Source organism: Desulforhopalus singaporensis, assembly GCF_900104445.1.
GTDB classification, from domain to species: Bacteria; Desulfobacterota; Desulfobulbia; order Desulfobulbales; family Desulfocapsaceae; genus Desulforhopalus_A; species Desulforhopalus_A singaporensis.
Genome location: NZ_FNJI01000002.1, coordinates 207,046 through 229,595, shown reverse-complemented (window position 1 = coordinate 229,595; position 22,550 = coordinate 207,046). Strand labels below are relative to the sequence as shown.

16 protein-coding genes are annotated in these 22,550 nt (G+C 53.9%); 10 read left to right on the top strand and 6 right to left on the bottom strand.

Going from position 1 to position 22,550, the window contains the following annotated elements; translation table 11 throughout:
• Positions 1-44 precede the first annotated feature (44 nt).
• The gene (locus BLQ17_RS23360; protein ID WP_092219278.1) at positions 45-983 is read right to left on the bottom strand and encodes a M23 family metallopeptidase; all 939 of its coding nucleotides are present in this window, start codon (positions 981-983) and stop codon (positions 45-47) included.
• 234 nt (positions 984-1,217) lie between these two features.
• Here BLQ17_RS23360 and BLQ17_RS02095 point away from each other — a divergent pair, with 234 nt between their 5' ends.
• Genes BLQ17_RS02095 through BLQ17_RS02085 form a run of 3 tightly spaced genes read left to right on the top strand, consistent with a single transcriptional unit; the run spans position 1,218 to position 5,169 of the window.
• A complete protein-coding gene (locus BLQ17_RS02095) occupies positions 1,218-3,053 on the top strand; it encodes an ABC-F family ATP-binding cassette domain-containing protein (RefSeq protein WP_176761037.1) in 1,836 nt (611 codons plus the stop codon).
• Entirely contained in the window at positions 3,050-3,775 is a 726-nt protein-coding gene (locus BLQ17_RS02090; RefSeq protein WP_092219276.1) for a metallophosphoesterase family protein, read from the top strand. The genes BLQ17_RS02095 and BLQ17_RS02090 overlap by 4 nt, the downstream gene beginning before the upstream one ends.
• Before the next feature lie 29 nt (positions 3,776-3,804).
• On the top strand, positions 3,805-5,169 hold the full coding sequence (locus BLQ17_RS02085; RefSeq protein WP_092219274.1) for a protein kinase domain-containing protein: 1,365 nt from the start codon (positions 3,805-3,807) through the stop codon (positions 5,167-5,169).
• A 10-nt stretch (positions 5,170-5,179) separates the two neighbouring features.
• Here the strand turns inward: BLQ17_RS02085 and ltaE are convergent, their stop codons facing one another.
• Complete coding sequence (ltaE, locus tag BLQ17_RS02080; protein ID WP_092219272.1) at positions 5,180-6,199, bottom strand: low-specificity L-threonine aldolase; 1,020 nt, start codon at positions 6,197-6,199, stop codon at positions 5,180-5,182.
• Between the two features lie 134 nt (positions 6,200-6,333).
• Here ltaE and BLQ17_RS02075 point away from each other — a divergent pair, with 134 nt between their 5' ends.
• Entirely contained in the window at positions 6,334-8,310 is a 1,977-nt protein-coding gene (locus BLQ17_RS02075) for a helix-hairpin-helix domain-containing protein (RefSeq protein ID WP_245694942.1), read from the top strand.
• A 178-nt stretch (positions 8,311-8,488) separates the two neighbouring features.
• Here the strand turns inward: BLQ17_RS02075 and BLQ17_RS02070 are convergent, their stop codons facing one another.
• Positions 8,489-8,677, bottom strand: coding sequence for a tautomerase family protein (locus tag BLQ17_RS02070; RefSeq protein ID WP_092219268.1), 189 nt, complete (start codon positions 8,675-8,677; stop codon positions 8,489-8,491).
• 348 nt (positions 8,678-9,025) lie between these two features.
• Between BLQ17_RS02070 and BLQ17_RS02065 the strand changes: the two genes are divergently transcribed.
• The 5 genes from BLQ17_RS02065 (at position 9,026) to BLQ17_RS02045 (ending at position 13,138) form a co-directional block, all read left to right on the top strand.
• Complete coding sequence (locus BLQ17_RS02065; RefSeq protein WP_092219266.1) at positions 9,026-9,262, top strand: hypothetical protein; 237 nt, start codon at positions 9,026-9,028, stop codon at positions 9,260-9,262.
• The gene (hypD, locus tag BLQ17_RS02060) at positions 9,255-10,340 is read left to right on the top strand and encodes a hydrogenase formation protein HypD (protein WP_092219264.1); all 1,086 of its coding nucleotides are present in this window, start codon (positions 9,255-9,257) and stop codon (positions 10,338-10,340) included. Before BLQ17_RS02065 ends, hypD begins: the two co-directional genes overlap by 8 nt.
• A gap of 347 nt (positions 10,341-10,687) precedes the next feature.
• Positions 10,688-11,152, top strand: a complete 465-nt coding sequence (locus BLQ17_RS02055; protein ID WP_092219262.1) for a DoxX family protein — start codon at positions 10,688-10,690, stop codon at positions 11,150-11,152.
• A 2-nt stretch (positions 11,153-11,154) separates the two neighbouring features.
• A complete protein-coding gene (locus BLQ17_RS02050; protein WP_245694941.1) occupies positions 11,155-11,667 on the top strand; it encodes a rhodanese-like domain-containing protein in 513 nt (170 codons plus the stop codon).
• 433 nt (positions 11,668-12,100) lie between these two features.
• Complete coding sequence (locus BLQ17_RS02045) at positions 12,101-13,138, top strand: omptin family outer membrane protease (protein ID WP_176761036.1); 1,038 nt, start codon at positions 12,101-12,103, stop codon at positions 13,136-13,138.
• Positions 13,139-13,240: 102 nt separating this feature from the next.
• Here the strand turns inward: BLQ17_RS02045 and BLQ17_RS02040 are convergent, their stop codons facing one another.
• The 3 genes from BLQ17_RS02040 to BLQ17_RS02030 all read right to left on the bottom strand — a co-directional run bounded on the left by BLQ17_RS02040 (position 13,241) and on the right by BLQ17_RS02030 (position 17,398).
• Positions 13,241-13,702 carry a flavodoxin family protein gene (locus tag BLQ17_RS02040; protein ID WP_092219256.1) on the bottom strand — a complete coding sequence of 154 codons (462 nt, stop codon included), beginning with the start codon at positions 13,700-13,702 and terminating at the stop codon, positions 13,241-13,243.
• A gap of 159 nt (positions 13,703-13,861) precedes the next feature.
• Positions 13,862-15,847: an acetate--CoA ligase gene (gene acs / locus BLQ17_RS02035; protein WP_092219254.1), complete on the bottom strand. Its 1,986-nt coding sequence runs from the start codon at positions 15,845-15,847 to the stop codon at positions 13,862-13,864.
• Between the two features lie 126 nt (positions 15,848-15,973).
• Positions 15,974-17,398: a serine/threonine protein kinase gene (locus BLQ17_RS02030; protein ID WP_092219252.1), complete on the bottom strand. Its 1,425-nt coding sequence runs from the start codon at positions 17,396-17,398 to the stop codon at positions 15,974-15,976.
• 554 nt (positions 17,399-17,952) lie between these two features.
• On the opposite strand from BLQ17_RS02030, the gene gltB reads away from it, so the two are divergent.
• Positions 17,953-22,419 (top strand): glutamate synthase large subunit, encoded by a 4,467-nt coding sequence (gene gltB, locus BLQ17_RS02025; RefSeq protein ID WP_092219250.1) that lies wholly within the window; start codon positions 17,953-17,955, stop codon positions 22,417-22,419.
• Positions 22,420-22,550: the final 131 nt, after the last annotated feature.

Sequence of the window (22,550 nt, the reverse complement as noted above, 5' to 3'; positions counted from 1 at the left end):
AATCTGCTTTGAGGCGTAAGGCTTAGAGTGTTGGCTGTCGATTGTCAATTGTACTTAAAATGGGTCTTTTTGCTGGTTACTTTAAGTAGTCTTGCAACCTTCAGGTACTTGTAGGGATTGATCGGCTTGCCGTTCAAGGTGATTTCGTAGTGCAGGTGAGGGCCGGTGGATCTTCCGCTGTTGCCGACAAGGCCGACAACCTGGCCGCGTTTTACTTTATCCCCTTTTTTTACCAGGATTTTGTGCATATGGGAAAATGAAGTCGTATAACCGTTGCCGTGATTGATCAGCACATGCTTGCCGTAGCTGCCGTTACGGAAAGCCTTTTTTACGGTGCCGTCGGCAGTGGCGTAGATTTTTTCGCCAAGTCTTCCCCTGAAGTCGATCCCTTCGTGGAAGGATGTCCGGCTGTTGAGTGGATCTCTGCGTTTGCCAAAACGGGAGGAGATTGAGCCGCTCACAGGTCTGCCAATCGGCAGGTAGCGGATTGCATTGACGTATTTGTCGGCCTTGAACAGCAGGTCGTCCGTTTCTTCCCAGCTTTCGGCGATAAAGGGCCCGCCACTGTTTTTATCGGAATTTTTTGTATATTCCGGCAATTTGACGCCGATTGATCCGACAATACGCTCGATAAGTTCGCTTCGTTCGGTGAGCTCGCTCACGGCGTTGGTCATGAGCAGCTCTTTTTCCGTTTCAAATTCCGCTTTGAGGTTTTCCTTGTCGGTCTCAAGGGCGGCGACCTTGAGGTTGAGGTCTTCTATAATGCTGTCCTGCGTCCTGGTCTGCCGGTTGATTTCAGCCAGCAGTTGCGAGGTGTTGTGATACTTGGTGTAGAAAGAGAACGAGAACAAGCTCGCCAGGACGAGAAAAAGCAGAATTGCCCCGCCGGCTGCGCTCCAGAGATAGAGTTTTTTCCTGTTGCACAAAAGTGCGAGAATCTTTCCTTTTTCGCCTGCTATTATTATATGGAGCCTTTCGTCCATTATTAAAATCCAAAACTGTTGTTTAACCGAAAGACAGAAGGTATCCTGTCTCCAGTATGTGGTTTTATCTGTCTGAAGCCGATAAAATTTATAAGTTTATACTCGCAAGTGATGAAATATTCAACTATAAAGTGCAGGCACATGAGTCGTGACCTCCTGTGTAACTGATTGTTAAAACTGAATAATAAACTTTTGATCAGGCTTCATAAGTTAACGGAAAGTGAAAGTATCTTTATGTCAAATCTTCTAACCTGTAAGTCTCTGTCCAAGTCCTTTGGTGCCCAGAAGTTGTTTGCGGACATCAATTTCACCGTTCACCTGAGAGATCGGATCGGGGTAATAGGCCCTAACGGGTCGGGTAAATCAACTCTGTTGAAAATAGTCTGCGATCTCGAGGAGCCGGACGGGGGGGAGGTCGTTTGCCAGAAGTTTGTCCGTAAAAGTTATCTGGCCCAGGATGATCTGTTTGACGATGATTCGACGATATTTGACAATCTGCTTGAACCGCTGAAGAAAGAACCCATCGAAGATGTGGAGAAGTACAGCAGAATTCAATCTCTTCTCAGCCGGGCGGGATTTGTTGATCCGGCGGTAAAGGTCGGTGTTCTCTCCGGGGGCTGGCGAAAACGGCTGGCGATCTGCAGGATGATGCTGACCGAGCCCGATATCCTGGTGATGGACGAACCGACAAATCATCTCGATATCGAGGGCATTCTCTGGCTTGAGAAAATGCTTGAGCAGCAGAAGTCAGCCTGCTCCTATCTTCTGGTAAGCCATGATCGGCGTTTTCTTGAAAACTGCACCAATCGTATCATCGAGCTGTCGGCGGTCTACCCGGAGGGAATCTTTCAGGTGGACGGCCCATATTCAAAATTTGTCGAAGCCAGGGAGAAATTCCTTGCCGGCCAGCAGCAGCAGGAGGAGCGGCTCGCCAACAAGGCGAGGCGGGAAATCGAATGGCTCCGGCGCGGCCCCAAGGCGAGAAGCACAAAAGCCAAATACCGGATAGACGAGGCGCACAAACTGACCGGTGATCTGGCTGAGGTCAAGGCGAGAAACCGGGCGCTAGCAAATGTGCAGATAGATTTTGCGGCTACCGGGAGAAAAACCAAGAAGCTCCTTGAGGCCAAACAGCTGTCGAAGGCTTATGGCGACAAGTCGCTGTTCTCAGGGCTGGATATTACCCTGTCGCCTGGGAGCAGGCTGGGACTTCTTGGGCGAAACGGATGCGGCAAATCGACCCTGATGAAGATCCTTGCAGGGGTGGCCCAAAAGACCGGCGTTGCGCCTGACAGTGGAACCTTGACAGGGGCCGATGGGGTTCGTGTGGTCAGTTTTGAGCAGAACCGGGAGACCATCGATCCGGATGTTACCCTGCGGCGGGCCCTTGCTCCGGACGGTGATTCGATTGTCTTCAGGGACAGGTCGCTGCATGTTGTGTCCTGGGCCAGAAAATTCCTGTTTCGGCCCGATCAGCTCGAAACTCCGGTTGGACAGCTTTCCGGGGGAGAGCAGGCGCGAATCCTGATCGCGTCACTGATGCGGCAACCGGCGGATATCCTGCTGCTCGACGAGCCCACCAACGATCTTGACATCTCGTCGCTTGACGTACTGGAGGCGAGTCTTACCGAGTTCCCGGGGGCGCTCGTGCTGGTAACCCATGACAGGTTTCTTCTTGATCGCGTGTGTCACCGGATCCTCGGCTTCGGCGGGGCTGGCGGGGTTGCCTATTATGCGGATTATGAGCAGTGGATTGACGACCTTGAGCCGGAACGTAAAAATGATGAGTCGGCGGATAAGACAAAAGAGCAGCTGCAGCCTAAAGCCAAAAAGATTGTTGGCCGGCTTTCCTATATGGACCAGCGGGAGTATGATCAGATAGAAGACAGGATCAGCGACGCCGAATCAACAGTTGAAGAGCTGCAGCGGCAGATGGAACTGCCAGAAGTGATGGCGGATGCGGCGGAGCTGGAACAGTGCTGGGTAAAGCTTGAGCAGGCACAGGGGGAAGTGGAGCGGTTGTACAGCCGCTGGGACGAACTGGAGGCCAAAAAAGGGGAACAGGCATGAGGGTTGCGGTCCTGTCCGATATCCATGGCAACTACGAGGCTCTTGCCGCGGTGGTGCGTGATCTGGACGGTCAGAGGGCGGCTGCTGTTGTGTGTCTGGGGGATATGGTCGGGTATGGGCCGGACCCGGAAAAGGTAATTGCCCTGGTCCGCGACAGCGGCTACCGCTGTATTCTTGGAAATCATGAGTTTGCCTTAAACGATGATCGCGGCCGGGCCTGGTTTAATTTTCTGGCTGCAGAAAACAACAGGGCAACACAAAAATTGCTTTCCGCCCAAAGTCTTCGGTTTTGCCGAACCCTCCCGGCTTTTCTGGAATTTGCAGGAGCCCACTTCGTCCACGGTTTCCCTAAGGATAATGTGTTTCGCTACCTGCACCGGCAGGATGACGAAACCCTGGTAAAACTTTTTGACCGACTCCCGTTGCGGCTGGTTTTTGTCGGCCATACCCACCGGTTGCAGCTGGTCGGGGTGCGCCCTCCGGCGGTGGCCAGGAAGGGTCTTGCCGAGGGGATAACAGCGCTTGGGCAGGACAGTAAGTATATCGTTAATTGTGGCAGCGTGGGGCAGCCAAGGGACAATGACAACCGGGCCAAATACATTGTCTGGGACAGCGATGATGCAACGGTTGAAGTACGGTGTGTAACGTATGACTTCAAGCGGACAATGGAGAAGATCCGAGGTCTTGGTTTTCCAGATATTTATGCATTGCGGCTGGCTTGATCAATCGGTGAGTTCAAGGTAGGGGGCAGATGGATCATTCAGGCAGGTACATAGGGAGATACCAGATTGTCGGTCGGCTCGGACGGGGCGGCATGAGCAGCGTGTACAAGGCCAGGGCGCCGATCACCAATCGGCTCGTCGCCCTCAAGATCCTGCAGCCAAGAGATGATATCTTCGAAGATCTTGTCGGTAAAAAGAGGCTGCGGGAAATGTTCATTGAAGAAGCCAGGATCATGGGCGGGCTTTCCCATGGACATGTGGCCAAGATCCTCGATTGCGACGAGCATGACGGGCAGCCGTTTACGGTTATGGAGTATTTTGCCCATTCCATCGGCGCCTTTATCGGAGAGTCGTACAAAGTGGAAAGTCCTTCCCGGATGATAAGCGGCGCGAAAACCAGGTCGTATATTCTGCAGACCCTTGAAGGGTTGGAGCGGCTTCATTTTGCAGGAATCATCCACCGTGATATTAAACCCTACAATCTGATGATCACCAGTGACGACAGGATCAAGATCATCGATTTCGGTTTTTCCCGGGTAAGGGGAGAGGAAAAAATGGCAATTCCGGGGATTCAGGTGGGATCACCCTATTATGCCGCCCCGGAGCAGGAAAAAAATCCACGGACTGTGGACGGACGCGCCGATATCTATAGCCTGGGGGTGCTGGCCTACCGGATGTTGACAGGACTGCTTTTTGACTATCGCGCCCCGGACATCCCTCTTCCGTCAGCCATAAACGGTGAGGTCGATGGACAGTGGGATGAATTTATTTTCAGGGCCATTGCGAGAAATCCCGATGACCGTTTCGCCAGCTGCCAGAAAATGCGGCTTGCGGCAGAAAAACTCTCCTGTCCTGACTGGCCGCAGACAAAGAAGAGGGCAGACCAGTTCCTGGTCCGGACAACTGCTCCCGCGCGGGTACGAAGCGAGGGGCGGCGGGTCATGTACAAGGACGTCCGCACCGTGCTCGATCTCGATGTACTGCTGCACCCCTTATTCTATACGGTCCCGCAATTCAGAATTGTCAGCCCCATGGTCGCCCATGAGCGGACAACCGACCTGTACTGGCAGCGGCGCGGCTCCGGGTTCACCCTCGACTGGCGGCAGGCACAGGAATATATCGATTACCTCAACGCCGGTTCCTGGGAGGGCAGGGACAGCTGGCGTCTTCCCACCATGGATGAGCTGCGCACCATTCTCAGCCCGCCATTTCACGGGGCGCCCAGCTCCAGCTGGCCGCTCTTTGACCATACCGTCCACTGGCTCTGGTCATGTGACTACTGCACCAAAAAACAGGCGTGGATGGTTGATGTCGTGGAAAGTTTTTTTGAAAGACTTGACCGTGACGGTGTCGCCTCCGTGTGTGCTGTGAGCTCCGGGACCGCAGGTGCATGACATATCCTGATTAGCAGCTGGTGAAAAAACTGGAGACGGTTTCCAGGAACCGGTCTATGTCTTGCCCGTCTATCCCCAGATGAGTAACCAGCCGTACTGTTTCCCCGGGTGTGACCAGGATATTCCGGTCGCTGAGAAAATTTGCCAGGTTGTCACCCCGTTCCCGGGCTATCTTGACAAAGACCATATTGGTCTGCGGATCGCCATCCACCGTCAATTCATCAAAGGTCCGCAACCCGTCGCTGAGCCTCTTGGCGTTATCGTGATCCTCGCTAAGCCGCTCGACATTGTTTTCAAGGGCGTAGATTCCGGCTGCGGCCAGAATTCCCGCCTGCCGCATGCCGCCTCCGGCCATTTTACGCCACTTCCTCGCTTCATCTATGAAAACTCCGGTGCCGCAGAGCAGGGAGCCTACGGGGGCTCCGAGACCCTTTGAGAGACAGAGGGAGACCGAATCGAAATGACGGGTGATCCGGGTTGGTGGTACCTGCTGCTTGACTGCGGCGTTGAGAAGCCTCGCCCCGTCCAGGTGAAGGGCAAGGTTGTGGGAATGTGCAAACTGCCTCGCTTCTGCAAGGTAGGAAAGCGGCAGGCATTTACCGTTTTGGGTATTTTCCAGACAGAGAAGCCTGGTCCTGGCAAAATGAAAATCGTCCGGTTTTATCTTTTCGGCGACCTTGGCAAGATCGAGGGTCGAATCCGGCTCAAACTCTATCGGCTGCGGTTGAACGGAGCCGAACACCGCCGCTCCTCCTCCTTCGTACCGGTAGGTGTGGGCCTGTTGTCCCACCAGATATTCGTCGCCCCGTCCGCAATGGGAGAGTATGCCAACCAGGTTTGCCTGGGTGCCGCTTGGGGCGAACAGTGCCGCCTCAAATCCGAGCAGTTCTGCGGTCATCTCTTCGAGGCGGTTGACGGTGGGGTCATCCCCGTATACGTCATCGCCCACCGGTGCGTCCATCATCGCCCGGCGCATCTCCTCTGACGGTTTGGTGACCGTATCGCTGCGCATATCAATTATTTTTTCCATGGTCGATCCTGTTGTATAGAGAGAAAAAACATAGTATTACCTTGAGCAAATTTGACGATTGGTGGTGTCTCGCCAGATGGTGCGGGCTACCTTGCCAAGTGATAAATATGTACAGGACCAGACGGGAAAATGCGATGAAAAAAGGTGTTGGGTTACGTGCTGCACAACGACAAATTCTAAGAGATAACGATGTGCTGGCAGCTCTTGATGAACGGGATGTGACGGATATAGCGGAGGGGGGGCGCGACGTTTCAGCGCTGACTGATAAAGAACTGCTCGAGTTCATAATGGCGGCCAACTTGCTCTACCGGGCAGGTGAACCCCTGATCGATGACGGCCGTTACGATTTTACCTATGTTGCCGAATTGAGAAAAAGGCATCCCGAGCACCCTTTTCTGCACAGAGTTGAGCCGGAACCGCTCGCTTTAGCCAAGAGCGTGGAGTTGCCGACGCGAATGCTCTCCACCGAAAAGGCGTATGACTTTGAAACTATTACCAGGTGGGCCACGCGTATTGAAAAGGCGGCCGCCGAACTCGGTTTTGCCTTTGACCGGCTGCGTTTCAGGGCTACTCCAAAGCTTGATGGCTTTGCCGCCTACGATGACGGGGAAAAACTGTATACCAGGGGTGACGGCAGGAGAGGCACCGATATTACCCGTGCGTTTGAGCGGGGGCTCAAGGTCGCCGGCACCGGCGAACGGGGGCAGGGTGCGGGTGAAATAGTGGTGAGCCGGAGCTATTTTGCCAGTCATCTGGCCGCATTGTTTGACAACTCCCGAAATTTTCAGGCGTCTCTTATTAAGGAAAAAGAGTTGGAGGAACCGGCGGCGCAGGCCATTGACTGCGGGGCGGCGGTTTTTTACCCTTTCGCCCAGCTGCCCCAATGGGTAGGGGGATGGCAGGAGCTGAGCCGTGATTTCAATGACATCGTGGACAAGCTGTGGACTCAACTGGATTATGACGTCGACGGCATCGTTTTCGAGATGACCGAGGATGCGATCAAGGAATATATGGGGGCGACCAGGCATCACCACCGGTGGCAGATTGCCTACAAGAGAAATACCGAGACCAGGGAGGTGCGAGTGATCGAGGTGGTTGCCCAGACCTCAAGGTCCGGCAGGGTCAATCCGGTCGCCGAGATCGAACCGACCAGGTTGAGCGGCGCCCTCATCAAAAGAGCAACCGCCCACCATTACGCCATGGTGCTCGCCAAAGGGATAGGGGCCGGGGCGATGATCAGACTTTCCCGAAGCGGAGAGGTCATCCCCAAGATTGAGGAAGTGGTCGAACCCAAAGAGGTGGTGCTGCCGCAGTCATGCCCGAGCTGCGGCAGTGATCTGGTCTGGGAAGGCGACTACCTGACGTGTCTCAACATACTCGACTGTCCTGCGCAGATAACCAACAGCATAGAACATTTTTTCAAGACTCTTGGCAATATCGACGGATTCGGACCCTCGTCCGTCAGCAGGATATACCAGGGCGGCACCAGGCGGATAAGGGATATATACAGCCTCGAAGAACAGGATTTGGTAGCACTGGGTTTTGGCCCGAAACAGGCTCAAAACATGGTGGAGCAGCTGCAGCGCAGTCTTGTCGAACCTATCGAAGACTGGAGGTTTCTCGCGGCGTTCGGCGTACATCGCATGGGGATGGGGAACTGCGAGAAACTGCTTTCAGTTTTTCCGTTGACAAGGGTGTTTGCGCTTACGGCGGAGGAAATCGTCGAGGTGAAAGGGTTCAGTGACAAGAGTGCTGATGAGATAATTAAGGGGTTTTCGGCGGTTCGCTCGGAATTTGAGGCTCTTTATGCGCTGGGCTTTAATCTGATCGTCACCTCCAGGCAAAAAGAGGGAGGTGACAGAAGTGGTGCAATCCTTGAAGGGAAAACTGTTGTTTTCACAGGGACAATGAGCCGGGGCAGCCGTTCGGACATGCAGGCCCAGGCCAAGGTGTTGGGGGCGAAGGTGGGCAGTTCGGTCACCACCAAGACCGACCTGCTGGTCTGTGGAGAGAAAGTCGGGGCGGCAAAACTGCAGAAAGCCCGTACCCTGGGGGTGAAAATTGTCAGCGAACAGGAGTACCTTGGTATGGTGGCAGGAGCTGAAAGCTGACGATCCTGGTGCTTATGGTCTGCAGCAGAACCTGGGGCGGCCCCCGGTTCTTGCAGCTCCGGTGATGAGTGCGCACCCGGCGGCTCCGGCCGGGGCGCTGTAGCGGTGACGGCGCTTGCGCCGACAAAAAAACGGACGCCCCCTCCTGGGATGCAGCACCATGAGGAGGGGGCGGCTTTTATGCGGGCGGGTCTAGGAGCTCGCCTTTTTTGGCAATGTTTTCCGGTGCCAGCTCATCTATCATGACCAGAACGCTCTCCGGGGGTTTGTTGGCTTCGTTGCAGATGACTTCGGTAACACCCTTGGCGATTTTCGCTTTCTGTTCCTTGGTCAGTGTTCCTGCAACCCTGATATTGACATACGGCATGAATATACCTCCACTTATGGATCTTTTTAACGTTTACGGTGGCAAGGTTTCTGGCCACGGTGCATCAGTTGGGCACATTGTGTCACCGCCTCTATTTTTTGTAAAGAGCTAATTCGGGCGAAAAGCAAATCCTCTGGCCGTACCAATACTGTTCCGGACAGCCGTGCGGGTCCGGCAAGTAACCAAAAAAGCTGTTTCCAGGTGGTGGTCAATCGGTTGTGCGAGGGCTGGGTGCGGTCCTGGGTTTAGCGGGGTCAGGGCGGATGGAGAAAGAGTGTCGCGTCTTTGTTGTGATTTTTAAAAAATTTTGTAGTATAAGAGATTACCTTTGCGTTTTTGGCGGCAGGTATGGTCCGCTTTGCGCGGATTTTTCGTTGGTACTATGCAGCGAAAAAGAAAAACGGAGAGGGAAAAGAAAGAAATCGGGAACCTAAAAGAGTTGACGAGGAAAGCAGAAAACGAGTAATAACAGACACCAGGAAATCACAGTTTCCCGGTGTGGAAATTGTAGAACCGGAAGATGAAAACTATTCACTTCCGGCCAAGTCGTTAACAGAATGGATGCTGGACCTGGACCGTGACTGAAGATCTTGATCGTCAAAAAGAGTTGTTTGCAAAGTTACATGAGTTGGTGGACCGGCCTATTCGGCTCATGGTCGTTTGTGGTACTCAGAACCGGGCAATACTAAGAGCCGGAATAAGAGAACAATTACCAGAAGATCTGGAGCTGGTTACCGGGCCGGGCTGCAGCGCCTGCGTCATGCCAGCCGGGCATATTGATGCCTTTGTTAAAATCGGCATGCAGCCCAAGGTGATAACAGCGGCGTGCGAGGATCTGCTGCGCATTCCCGGCAGTAAGGATACCCTTGGCTCAATTCGCGGAAAAGGTGCCCGGGTTGAAATTATCACCTCGCCGATGGATGCCCTTGACCTTGCAAAACGAGAACCCGATTTCACCGTGGTCTACCCGGCAGTGGGGTTCGAGGCCACCGCTCCGGCGGTTGCCGAAACGATACTTGAAGCGGCAAAACTCGGGGTTGAAAATTTCTGCGTCGTCCCGTCCATCAGGCTGCTGCCGCCCACCATCGATCATCTCATGCTGGATCCCGACTTAAATATCAGGGGACTGCTCTGTTCCGATCATGTGAACACCATTTCTGATAACCAGGCATATACCGAGCTTGCCAAGAAACACAAACTTTCCTGTTATATAGGTGGTTTTGAGGTTGTCGATATCCTCGAAGGGCTGGTCAGTCTGGTGACACAGATCAGAAACAATGAAACCGAATTTGACGACACCTCTGCGTTCATCTATTCCAGCGATGAGAACAAAAAAGCAAGGCGCATGGTGTCGGAGGTGTTCTTCACCACCGATACCGACTGGCGCGGCTTGGGAACCATTGAACGCAGCGGTTTCGTGATCCGTGACGAGCTCTCCCTCTACGATGCGACCAAACGGTTCAACGTACGGTTCAAAGAGGGACAGGAATCGTGCATGTGCCAATGCAACGCCATCATCAGCGGCCGGGGATTGCCTCCCGACTGTCCGGCTTTTGGCATGGTCTGTACTCCTGAATCCCCGATCGGCCCCTGCATGATCTCGGACGAGGGGATATGCCACTCCTATTTCAAGTACAACGTCCAGGAAACCAGAAACACCTAGCGCCCATCCCCCATGAGTCGATTCAGGCAGGCACCAATTCGGTTGGCTGCCTGCAGTTGGCCGCGGCAAGGTATCCAGAAAACGCGGTTTTGTTATTGCCGGAGCCGCGGGATATTGGTGTTGAAGAAACACCGGTATACCCTCTTGAGCTCTGCTGCACTTTTTATTAGTCCTTTTTTCCTCAAGCAAAATCCCATAAGCTGCCGCAATACCAAAAGCTGTCTTTCATAGGTTTTAACTATTGGACAAACAGGTGAAAATATTTCATGTTGTCCCCACGTTACCCTGGCCTGATGCAGCAGTCTTGCAAGGAAATGGATAAGTTCTGCAAGGGAAATTTTTTTTAAATGAAAGATCGTGCACAAGAAATAATCCGGCTGTCAGAGTGTGTCGGGCGATGGGTTATAGGATGCATCTTCTTCTATGCAGGGGTGTCCAAGCTGTTCGATTTTGGCGGGTTTGCCGAGATCATTGCCGCCTACGGACTCCTCTGGGAGCCGCTTCTATTGCCTGTTGCGTTGATGGTGTCGTTGGGGGAAATCGTGCTCGCCCTCGGACTGTTTCGTGGCAATATCGGCTGTGTCGCGGCGACGTTTGCATTACTGCTCTTTTTTATTGCAATCCTCTGCTACGCGATATGGGCCGGACTCGATATAGATTGCGGATGTTTCGGGCCGGAAGATCCCGAGCGGGAAGCGTTTGGTTCCATCCGGCTATCACTGGCAAGGGATATTGTCATGCTGCTGGTCGTCGGTTTTTCCCTTTTGTATCTTCCGGCGACAAGAAAAAAATATATTACCGGAGAAAGATGAAAATGAAAAAAGTAGTGGTGATGGTTGTTGTTGCCCTGGCCTTTGCGGCCAACGGCTTTGCTTTCGGATCGAAATTCAAGGATGAAGTGGAAAAGGAGCAAGGGGCGGTAAAGCTGGTAAGGGAAGTGATGAGAGGCGGCTATGATATTATTACAACGTCAGAGCTCAATGACCTGCTGCAGGCTGGCGACGATCTGCTGGTTATCGATACCATGCCGTTTGAGGCGAGCTATCAAAAAGGCCATATTCCCACCGCCAAGCAGTTTCTTTTCCCAATTCCCGAGATGGATAAGTGGGACAAGGAACAGACCGGGGGCAAGTCCGCGGAAGATTTTGCCGCACTGCTCGGACCTGACAAAAACAAAAAGATCGTTATCTATTGCGGTTTTGTAAAATGCACCAGGAGCCATAACGGGGCATTGTGGGCGAAAAAACTTGGCTATACAAATGTATTCAGGCATCCGGGCGGGATTTATGCCTGGAAGGGTGCCGGGTATGACGTTGTTGCCGAGTAACGACATGTTGCGCTGGTTTGTGCAGTCGTCTCCAAGGCGCAGTGGTTGTCACGCCACTGCGCCTTGTTTTGTTGTATAACCAAGCTCTTTTGTATCGGTATTGCATTTGTCGGCAGAACCTTATCTCCTCTTGTTACCGGGGTTGGTGCCTTTTTTTTTGTGAATATCATGTAGACTGGCATGAAAGCCGGAGCTGGTTTTAGGGCTGGTCCCGAGATTGGTTTTACCTGGAAATCCTTATCCTGCAGCTGATTTTTAAAACATCTGAGAAGAAGCGCAAAAAAAAAACCGATGGTATGGTTGTTGCCTGCCGGAAAAGCGGCTGTCTTTTTTTTATTGGTAAAGATGTGGTCCTGTCTGTAAAATGAAGTGGGTAAGGTGGGTGAAACATGTGGTAACTATGTATTTTGCAAAGGCAAACAAGGGAGGTCTTATGAAAGCAAGTATCGATCGAAAGAAACAGCTTTTAACAATTTGTTCCTGCGTTCTGCTCTGTCTTCCGGTTGCGGCAAAAGCTGCGGAGACAGCGCCAGTGGAGACAACGCCAGCGGAGACAACGCCTGCGGAGGCAGCGTCAATGCCGGAGACGACTGTAACGAACAGGGCGGTGTCGTCTCTTAGCGTAGGAACGGAAATGATGAGTGGTGACACCACTTATCAGATAGGCTATCCGGTAACATTTGACGGTGAGACCTCAGGAGGGTATTTCCCTTTCAGCGAGCTTGAGTGGCCCCTGGATGTGGTTCTTGGCCGCATTGACGGCCTGGCCGTGTTCCATGATAAATGGCGGTTGAGCGGCTATTTTAAGATGGATCTCTCCGACCCCGACGACGAGATGAAAGACTCGGATTGGCTCACCGATCTCGATCCGTCCCGGCTGGACGTCTATTCGGAGTCGTCCATAGAGGACTTCAGCGCTTTTGTTATAAATATCGATTTATCCTATATTTTTGTTAATAAAAACGGGTTCGTTCTCTACGGCGGAGCCGGCTATCAGTATCAGGATTTCAGCTTTGACGGAGCCCTGATCACGCAATACTCGCCTTCGGGACTTCCCGGGTTTTACTTTGAAGGCGACGGCCGGGTTGGCATCACCTATGATATCGAATATTCCATTCCCTATCTTCTTCTCGGGACCGGGTTTGGTGTCGGTGACAAGTTCAGCTTCGATGCATCGTTTGCGTTCTCGCCCTTTGCCAGCGCAGAAGACGAAGACCACCACCTGATGCGCGAGTTCGGCGGCAAGATCAGCAAAAGCGATATGGATGGTACGGCACTGATATTCAATGCTTCGGGCAAGTACAATTTCACTCCGCGCTGGTTTATGCTCCTCGGCTTCCAGCATACCGATATCGATGTTGACGGGACCATGGACCAGTCGTATGTCGAGACCGGCTATTTCCTCTCCAACAGGGTAGAGTCGGAATCGAAACAGACCTCGGTGTACCTGAGCCTTGGCGCCAATTTCTAACGGCTCCGTCTTGTCCGGTCCCGCTTTTACCGTATTGTCAGCATGATAATGCAGCCACCTGCGGGGCCGGCCACGGGGGGTGGCCGGGATATCCCGCAGTAATTAAAAAATACCCAGATCCACCCCGGCGGACAGGGCGTGACCAAGCTCTTCGAGCTGCTCAAGGTCTTTTTCCGTCGGTTTTCCGACGACCCTGACCGCTTCCTGGGCCTTGGCCCATTTGTAGCCGGCGGCAATTCTTTCGATCTGGGTTATGGCACCCCGCCCGTCGTTTCCAGCACAGACGAAGAGTATGAAGGGAAGACCGATGGTTTTGTCTTTCGCTCCTTCATAGGTTCGATCAAAAAAATCCTTTATCATCCCGGCCATCGTACCAAAATATTCCGGAGAGCCGATAGCAATCCCGTTGCAGTTCAGAAGGTCATTGAGGTCGGCGTCACAGGCTTTCTTGCATATCACTTCGACATTTGGTTCTTTTCTGGCCCCGCTGGTCAGCCGCTGCGCCATAATTTCCATGGTACCGGTCTGGGAATGGTAAATTATCAGGATAGTCTTTTTATTCATTGGAAAAAGCTCCCTCCACTGTGCTGTTTGGCTTGAGAATCTTCCCCTGTTCCGGGTGACTACCTGTAAAATACCATTTGCGCGGTACCATGGTGAAGCAGAAAACGCTTTCGGTGTAAGCCGGCAGTGAACAGATGCTGTCCGGCCATACCGCTTTTATTATGCGTTCAGAAGTTTCTGTGCTTCCTCGATTATGGTGTCGACCGTTGTCGGGTCGGCCAGCGTCGATGTGTCTCCCATCGGTTTTTTGTCAAAGTTTCCCTGGGCGATCTGTTTCAGGATCCGTCGCATGATTTTTCCTGAACGGGTCTTGGGAAGGTCGTCGGTCCATTGGATCATCTCCGGCGTGGCAATGGGGCCGATCTCTTTTCTTACCAGGGCGACGAGTTCTTTTTTCAACGCATCGCTCTTGTCCACTCCTGCATTGAGCGACACGAAAGCATATATCGACTGTCCCTTGACCGGGTGGGGGTAGCCGACAACCGCCGATTCCGCAACATAGGGATGGGATACCAGCGCCGATTCGATCTCCGCGGTGCCCATGCGGTGGCCGGATACGTTTATGACGTCGTCCACCCGTCCGGTTATCTGGTAGTAGCCGTCGCGATCTCTCCTGCAGCCGTCGCCGGTGCAGTATCTTCCCGGGAATTTCGCAAAATAGGTTTCGTAGCTTCTCTGCGGATTTTTATACACTCCCCGGATCTGTCCGGGCCAGGAACTCTTGATCAGCAGATTGCCTTCGCACTCTCCTTCAAGTTCGTTGCCGTCGTCATCGACGATTACCGGTTCGACCCCGAAAAATGGCACCGTGGCCTGGGCCGGCTTGATGTCGATGGCTCCGGGCAGCGGAGAGATGAGAATTCCGCCTGTTTCGGTCTGCCACCAGGTGTCGACGATGGGACACTGGCCTCTGCCTATTTTCTGGTAATACCAGTTCCACGCTTCCGGGTTCAGGGGTTCGCCCACCGATCCCAGCAGCTTGAGGGAAGAGAGGTCGCACCCGTCGACCCATTTATCGCCCTGCTTGGCAAGCGCCCTTATCGCTGTCGGGGCGGTGTAGAAGATGTTCACCCGATATTTCTCGACGATCTGCCAGAACCTGCTGAAGTCGGGATAGTTGGGCACTCCTTCAAACATTATGGTTGTAGCGCCGTTGGCCAGGGGGCCGTAAACGATGTAGGAATGGCCGGTGACCCAGCCTATATCGGCGGTACACCAGTAGATGTCGCCGTCATGGTAGTCGAACACCATCTTGTGGGTAAAGGCTACATAGGTCAGATACCCTCCGGTGGTATGCATGACTCCTTTTGGTTTTCCGGTAGACCCAGAGGTATAAAGAATGAAAAGAGGATCTTCCGCATCCATCTCTTCGGCCGGACAGTATCCGTCTACTTTCGTGACTTCCTGATGGTACCAGAGGTCGATCTGGTCGTTCCAGTCGACCGGAATATTTTCCCGCCCACCCCTTTCTATCACGAGATGTTTTTGGATCGAGTCGCATTTTGCTATCGCCAGATCGGCGTTGGCCTTCTGGGGGACGGCTTTGTTGCCGCGAAACGAGCCGTCGCAGGACACCAGCAGACAGCTTTTGCTGTCGTTGATTCTGTCCGCCAGGGCCTCCGATGAAAAGCCGCCGAAGACCACTGCGTGGATCGCGCCGATCCTGGTGCAGGCAAGAATGCCGATGGCCAGTTCCGGGATCATCGGTAGATAAAAGGTGACGACATCACCTTTTTGCACCCCGTTTTTCTTGAGCACATTGGCAAAGGTGCATACTTCGGTATGAAGTTCGCGATAGGTGAAGGTCCTGCTTTCATCCGGACTGTTACCTTCCCAGATAAGGGCGGTCTGGCCGCCTTTTTCTGCCAGGTGCCTGTCGATGCAGTTGTAGGAGACATTGAGCTTGCCGTTGGTGAACCATTTTATGTAGTGGTCGTCGCCGCTGGTGCCGAAATTGTAATCGACAACCTTGTCCCATTTTTTAAACCAGGTGATCTCCCTGTCGGCGACCGATCCCCAGAAGCGTTCAGGATCATTTACCGATTCAAGCCACATGGTCCGATATTGTTCAAAGCTCTTTATGTGTGCTTTTTCGCGGAAATGTTCAGGAACAGGGTAAATTTCTTTAAGTTGCACCTCGGTCATTTCGTGTACCTCCGTTAATGTAGATTAAAAAAGGAGCTTCGTCTGCAAAAGGCCTTGCTGGCCCATAACTGTTCAGGGTGGCATACTCGGAGCATGTTGTCCTTGGTACTGCAGTGCGGGGAACGCTCAGGGCTGCCGCCGCGGTATGGCGAACGACACAGCATGTTTCAGCTGTGCTAGAAAGGAGAAGGGGGGGCTGATACCTGCCAGTCCCGGAATCCGTCTGGTTTTTGGTCGGGTGTTCTGCACGACCGCAGAAAGAGAGGGCAGCAGGCCGTAGCCGGCCCTGGGAAATTGTTCTGCTTGCTTGATGACCGGGTAAAAAGCTGCCAGCTCATCGAGCAGAACTTGCCCGTTACCATAGCGCCTGTTGGGATCTCTTTGTAAACAGGTCATTATGACCTGCTGCAGCCATTCGGAGATCAGGGGATTGAGTTCGCTCGGCCTGGTGATGGACGAGGCCGACAGAATATCGCTCGGGTGGCCTCCGCTCAGGTGGCAGCAGGGCAGGGTGCCGGTGGCGAAAATATGAAGAATAACTCCTATTGACCAGATATCGCTCTGGATACAGCTTATTCCTTCAAGTTGTTCCGGCGGCATATACTCCACGGTACCCTCTGAGCTGTTGCTGGTTGATTGCCAGGAGAGGTCCCGTGCAATGCCGAAGTCGAGGAGCTTGAGGACGCCGGTTCCGGTGATGATGATGTTGTCCGGTTTTATGTCGCGATGCAGGATGGCGTATTTGTGGCAGTGGGAGACTCCATGCAGCAGCTGCATCAGATAGCTTTCTTTTTCTCCCTGACTCAACGGCTGCTTCAATATGTCTGTAAGGGACAGCCCCGGCACATACTCCTGGATCAATACGAATTTGCCGTTGTGCTTTACAAGTTCCAGCAGCGCGGCAATGTTGCGGTGATGGCCGAGTTTCTTCATGATGGCCGCAGTGCGCAGAATCCGGATATTCAGCAGCCTGGAACAGGGCACCTTGGCAACGGCCAATCTGCCGCTGTTGATGTCCTCGACCAGCCACACGGTATTCCATCCGCCCTTGCCGAGCTTTTTGCGCGGCAGCCATTTCTGCCCTAGCGGTTTGCGGCGCAAAAGCCGCCGGGAACCTCTTTGTATATCGCTTTTATCACCTGGAGTGGCGGTGGCCTCGCCAGCGGTAATGTTCATCTCCAGCAGAAAGGAGAAGACCGGTCGGAACCGGTCCATGGTCATGGGGGAGGTGATAAAGTCGTCGGCCCCCGCTTTTATGAAATCTTTTAATTTACGAATATGATCCTGTTTGATAACAACAATAAGGGGCCGCGATTCACCGATAAGATTGCGGATACGCCTGATGGTATGGCAATTCTTTTTATGATCTTCTCCGGTTTTGCAAACGGCGAGACAGATTGTTTGTCGGATGGATGTGTTGTTCCATATATCTCTCTCTGCTGCACGGACATCCACCGTTTCTGCCGTAAGGTCTGAAACCCGGTGCCTGACAATGGACCTTTCTTCTTTTGACAGATGAAAGGTCAGTATGGTGTGTGCGTGGTTTTTCAATGTATTGTCCTGGCAAAGGTGTAAACGGTTATTCAGCTGCTGCGATGCTACCCTCTTACTCTTTAAAGATTGTTTTTTGCCCTCTTGCTTCTGTGTTCTCAGGTATCTGATATCTGATGTATCACACGATGATAAATTATCATAAACAAAATTTAAAGATAAAGTAAAGGGATTTTATTTGAGCGGGTGATTTTTTATGAAAATACCACTAATACAACTATTTTCCCGGATGAAGGATCACCCTCCTCTCGCCTTGGCATGTCCACGACATGGGTACCTGATTCGTCGCCTGGATTGTCAAAAATTCGGTGCATAAACTACAGGGAGCCTTCCATCTTTGGGTAAAAAACGATGGCTGCCGGGTGAGGGTGAGGATAGTGGGAAAAGTCGGGTGGTTGCGGAAAGTCTGGTTACAAAATGCATCGTTATCAGGACCTCGTCTGTCACATATGATTATGGTACAATGGTAGCGATGCGAGCAGATCTATTTATCAACAAGGGGCGTTGCATGGGGAATGCCCCATTTCCCGGAGAGAAGGAGACGCGAGTGCACGATGGCCTTGTATAACCCTGCGGTAGAAAAAGATAACTGTGGTTTTGGGCTGATCGCCCACATGAAAGGTGTCGCCAGCCATAAACTTGTCCGTACCGCTATCTCATCTCTTGCCCGGATGGCCCATCGCGGCGGGATTGGTGCCGACGGTAAAACGGGCGACGGATGCGGGTTGCTCCTGCAGAAGCCGGACAGCTTCTTCAAAGCCGTGGCTAGAGAAAACGGCTGGAATATCGGGGCAAGGTACGGCGTGGGGATGATTTTCCTGAGCCCTGACCGGCAGCTTGCTGCGTCCGCGAAAGATCGAGTGGCTGCCGAACTGGAAAATGAGAGCCTGACCCTGCTCGGGTGGCGCGATGTGCCGGTCAACAAGGACGTGCTCGGTAAATTTGCCGAGAAGACCATGCCCCGCATTGCCCAGGTGGTATTCAACGGTCCTTTCGGCTGGGGATCCAGGGACCTTGAGCGACGTTTGTATATCGCCAAGAGAAAGATCGAAAAGAGTATTGACGACGATCCCGATTTTTACATAGCGAGCTTGTCAAATCTTGTCATTGTCTACAAGGGACTGTGCCGGCCGGCGGATCTTCCGCTTTTTTTTCCCGACCTCGCCGATATCAGGATGCAGTCGGCAATATGCCTTTTTCACCAGAGATTTTCGACCAATACCCTGCCGAAATGGTCGCTGGCCCAACCGTTCAGGTTCCTTGCCCATAACGGGGAGATAAACACCATTACCGGCAACCGGCAGTGGGCGAAGTCGAGGTCGTACAAGTTCAGGTCGCCGCTGTTACCGGACATGGCCGAGGCGGCTCCCTTTGTCAACGAGACCGGTTCCGATTCGTCGGCGCTGGACAATATGCTGGAGCTTCTCCTGGCCGGGGGGATGGATCTGTTCCGGGCGTTTCGTCTGCTGATTCCGCCGGCGTGGCAGAATCATCCCAACATGGATGCGGACCTCAAGGCTTTTTACGACTTCAATTCCATGCATATGGAGCCGTGGGACGGCCCGGCGGGAATCGTGATGAGCGATGGACGGTTCGCCGCCTGCGGACTCGACAGAAACGGGTTGCGGCCCGCGCGCTATGTCGTCACCAGCGATAATCTCATGACCCTTGCCTCGGAGGTGGGGATATGGGACTACCAGCCGGACGAAGTGGTGGAAAAAGGCAGGGTCGGACCTGGAGAGCTGCTGGTCATCGACACCCTGACCGGCAAGAGATGGAGTTCGTGGGATATTGATCGGGAACTGAAGAGCCGCCATCCCTATCGCGAGTGGATGGAGAAATGTTGCTACCTGCTGCCTCGTTTTGACCAGGAAGCGTCAAAAGAGTGCGGCGGCCGTGAGCTGGACAGGGACCGGCTGCTGCTGTACCAGAAGGTTTTCGGGGTAACCAGCGAAGAGATACGAGAGGTCATCCAGGTGCTCGGCCAGACCGGGCAGGAGCCGGTGTCATCCATGGGGGACGATGCGCCGATGGCCGTATTGTCGACTACGGCAAGAAGTCTTTACGACTATTTCAGGCAGATGTTCGCCCAGGTTACCAATCCGCCTATCGATCCGCTGCGGGAGCGTCATGTCATGTCGCTTGCAACCTGCATCGGCCGTGAACAGAACGTGTTCGATGAGGTCAGGGGCCATGCCCACCGGGTGATGTTTCTGTCGCCGGTGCTCGTTTATTCAGATTTCAGACGCCTTCTTGGGCTGGACCAGGACCACTATAAACATGTGGTCCTCGATCTCAACTATCCGGCGGACGGTTCGTTGCGGACCTGGTTGGAAAAGCTGTTGAGAAGGGCGAAACAGGAGGTGAAAAACGGGGCCGTGCTGCTGGTCCTCTCCGACAGGAATATAGCTCCGGACACCCTGCCTATACCAGCTCCGGTGGCGGTGGGCGCGCTGCAGAAGATGCTGGTGGAAAATGCAATGCGGTGTGACACCAACATCATCGTCGAGACCGCTTCGGTACGCGACTCCCACCATTTTGCCGTACTTCTGGGGATGGGCGCCACCGCAATTTATCCCTACCTCGTCTACGAAACCCTCGGCAACCTGGTCGAGGAGAAGATGGTGCAAACAACTCTGAAAGAGGCGATCTGCAACTACCGGCAGGGCGTTGATAAAGGGCTGCTGAAGATTTTTTCGAAGATGGGGATTTCCACTATCTCCTCCTATCGCTGTTCGCAGCTGTTCGAGGTGGTGGGGCTTGGCCGTGAGGTGACCGACTGTTTTCTGGGGAACATGGCCAGCCGGATCGGAGGCGCCGGGTTCGATGATATCCAGAAAGACCAGCAAATGCTCGCCGATTACGGCTGGAAGAAAAAACACAAGCCCCTTATCCGGGGAGGGTTGTTCAAGTATATCTACGGGGGGGAGTATCATGCCTACAACCCCGACGTGGTCACCGCGTTGCAGAAGGCGGTGAGGACCGGCAGTTACGACGATTACCAGCAATACGCCAGCCTGGTGGATAATCGCCCGGTGGCGTGTTTGCGCGACCTTCTCGCAATCAGGACGACTGAAAAGGCAGTTGACATTGACGAGGTCGAGGCTGCGGAAAATTTTTATCAGCGGTTTGACTCTGCGGCAATGTCCATCGGGGCGCTCAGCCAACAGGCCCATGAGGCTCTGGCAATCGGCATGAACAGACTCGGCGGTTTTTCCAACAGCGGCGAAGGGGGGGAGGATCCGGAACGGTTTGGCACCGAGCGGGTTTCCAGAATCAAGCAGGTGGCGTCGGGAAGATTTGGCGTGACACCGCACTACCTGGTCAATGCCGATGTCATCCAGATCAAGATGGCGCAGGGTGCCAAACCCGGGGAAGGCGGGCAGCTGCCGGGACATAAGGTTACGGCGCAGATCGCCGAGCTGCGCTATTCCACCCCGGGGGTAACCCTGATATCCCCGCCGCCCCATCATGATATCTATTCCATCGAGGATCTCGCCCAGCTTATCTTCGATCTCAAACAGGTCAACCCCGACGCCCGGATCAGTGTAAAGCTGGTTTCCGAACCAGGGGTAGGGACCATCGCCACCGGGGTGGCCAAGGCCTATGCGGATCTTATCACCATTTCCGGTTACGACGGAGGAACTGGAGCGAGTCCGCTTACGTCGGTCAAGTATGCGGGCAGCCCCTGGGAACTCGGCCTTGTCGAAACCCAGCAGGCACTGGTCGCCAACGGGCTTCGACACAAGGTGCGTCTCCAGGTGGACGGCGGCCTGAAAACCGGCATGGACATCGTCAAGGCGGCCATCCTGGGGGCGGAAAGTTTCGGCTTTGGCACCGGTCCGCTTATCGCGCTGGGGTGTAAGTTCCTGCGCATCTGCCACCTGAACAACTGCGCCACCGGGGTCGCCACCCAGGATGAAACCCTGAGAAAGGAATATTTTGGTGGCGTACCGGAGATGGTTATGAACTATTTCCGTTTCGTGGTGCAACAGACGCGGATGATCATGGCGGAACTGGGGGTGACAAGGCTCACCGACCTCATCGGCCGGACCGATCTGCTGGCAGAGCTTACAGGAAGTACCGCCAGGCAGCACAAACTCGACCTTGCCCCCCTGCTCGAGTCGGCCGCGGCGGTGCCGGGGTCGGCTCTGTACTTTCAGGAAGACAATGTTCCCGATGACCAGGGAGCTCTCAACCTGCAGCTTGGTGAACGGTTTGGTCCGGCGGTTGAGGCGGGAACGGCCGCAACCGGAACCTTTTCCATAAGCAATACAGACCGTTCCGTGGGGGCTCTTTTGAGCGGCAGAATTGCCAGGCGGTACGGTAACAAGGGGATGGCCGATCATCCACTGACCCTTTTTTTCAACGGAACCGCCGGGCAGAGTTTCGGCGCCTGGAACGTGGGTGGACTTGAGATGATTCTCACCGGCGACGCCAACGATTATGTGGGCAAGGGCATGGCCGGCGGCAAACTTGTAATCCGGCCCCCGGTCGGGGTGAACTACAAGAGCCACGAGGCGGTCATCATCGGCAACACCTGTCTCTACGGGGCCACCGGCGGGACGCTTTTCGGTGCGGGAACAGCGGGCGAGAGGTTTGCGGTGCGTAACTCCGGGGCCAAAGCGGTTGTGGAGGGGCTGGGCGATAACGGCTGTGAATATATGACCGGCGGGATAGTAACCGTCCTTGGGGAGACCGGTGTCAACTTCGGCGCCGGGATGACCGGGGGATTCGCCTATGTACTCGATGAATCCGGAGCTTTCGCGTCAAGGGTGAACCAAGAGCTGGTGGAGGTGCTGGAGCTGGGTAACAGGGCGGTTCTTCGTGAGCACCTGCGGGCAATCGTCAACCGCCATTTCGAGGAGACGGGAAGTCTGCGTGCGGAAAGGATATTGGCGGGGTTTGATGAACACTTCGCCGAGCTGTTCAAGCTGGTCAAGCCAAGGACTACCGATGTCGAGTCGTTGCTTGGCCGCCGCGGCAATTCGCCCAAAGAAACACTGGCCGTAGTGTTCTGAGGTTGGCCGGGAACATATACGGCGTCAAGTGTTGCAGCGATTATTGCAGCCGGGTTACGACCAGCGGAGTAAAAACCTGAGAGGGCCGGGCAAAGACTATTATTGTTTGTGTGCGGTGTCCATGTGACACC